Raw genomic sequence first — 1162 nt, forward strand, 5'->3', positions numbered from 1 at the left:
CGCATGTGGGGTTGTGGGATCTCTCTTTCACAGTCTGCCGGCTGTGAGACGAGTCAGAAACCGTTGATGTAGGCGAAGGACATGCGAAAGGTCCGGCGTAGAGGGTAAGACCCCCGTAGTCGAAACATCAGCGGCTCGTTTGAGAGACACCCAAGTAGCACGGGGCCCGAGAAATCCCGTGTGAATCTGGCGGGACCACCCGCTAAGCCTAAATATTCCCTGGTGACCGATAGCGGATAGTACCGTGAGGGAATGGTGAAAAGTACCGCGGGAGCGGAGTGAAATAGTACCTGAAACCGTGTGCCTACAAGCCGTGGGAGCGTCGCGCAAGGAACTTGTTCCTTGCGTCGTGACTGCGTGCCTTTTGAAGAATGAGCCTGCGAGTTTGCGGTGCGTTGCGAGGTTAACCCGTGTGGGGAAGCCGTAGCGAAAGCGAGTCCGAATAGGGCGATTCAGTAGCGCGCTCAAGACCCGAAGCGGAGTGATCTAGCCATGGGCAGGTTGAAGCGGAGGTAAGACTTCGTGGAGGACCGAACCCACCAGGGTTGAAAACCTGGGGGATGACCTGTGGTTAGGGGTGAAAGGCCAATCAAACTCCGTGATAGCTGGTTCTCCCCGAAATGCATTTAGGTGCAGCGTCGTGTGTTTCTTGCCGGAGGTAGAGCACTGGATAGGCGATGGGCCCTACCGGGTTACTGACCTTAGCCAAACTCCGAATGCCGGTAAGTGAGAGCACGGCAGTGAGACTGTGGGGGATAAGCTCCATGGTCGAGAGGGAAACAGCCCAGAGCATCGACTAAGGCCCCTAAGCGTACGCTAAGTGGGAAAGGATGTGGAGTCGCACAGACAACCAGGAGGTTGGCTTAGAAGCAGCCACCCTTGAAAGAGTGCGTAATAGCTCACTGGTCTAGTGATTCCGCGCCGACAATGTAGCGGGGCTCAAGCGTACCGCCGAAGTCGTGTCATTCCAGCATGTAGGGCCAACGCCCGCTGGGATGGGTAGGGGAGCGTCGTGTGCCGGGTGAAGCAGCCGCGGAAGCGAGTTGTGGACGGTTCACGAGTGAGAATGCAGGCATGAGTAGCGATACACACGTGAGAAACGTGTGCGCCGATTGACTAAGGGTTCCTGGGTCAAGCTGATCTGCCCAGGGTAAGTCGGGAC

General features: G+C 57.0%; 1 rRNA gene. It reads left to right on the forward strand.

Features of this window, described 5'->3' with window-relative positions:
• Positions 1 to 1162: ribosomal RNA gene (locus ACFVSL_RS18390) — 23S ribosomal RNA — on the forward strand; the annotation flags it as partial.

The organism is Agromyces sp. NPDC058064, assembly GCF_042885275.1.
Lineage (GTDB): Bacteria > Actinomycetota > Actinomycetes > Actinomycetales > Microbacteriaceae > Agromyces.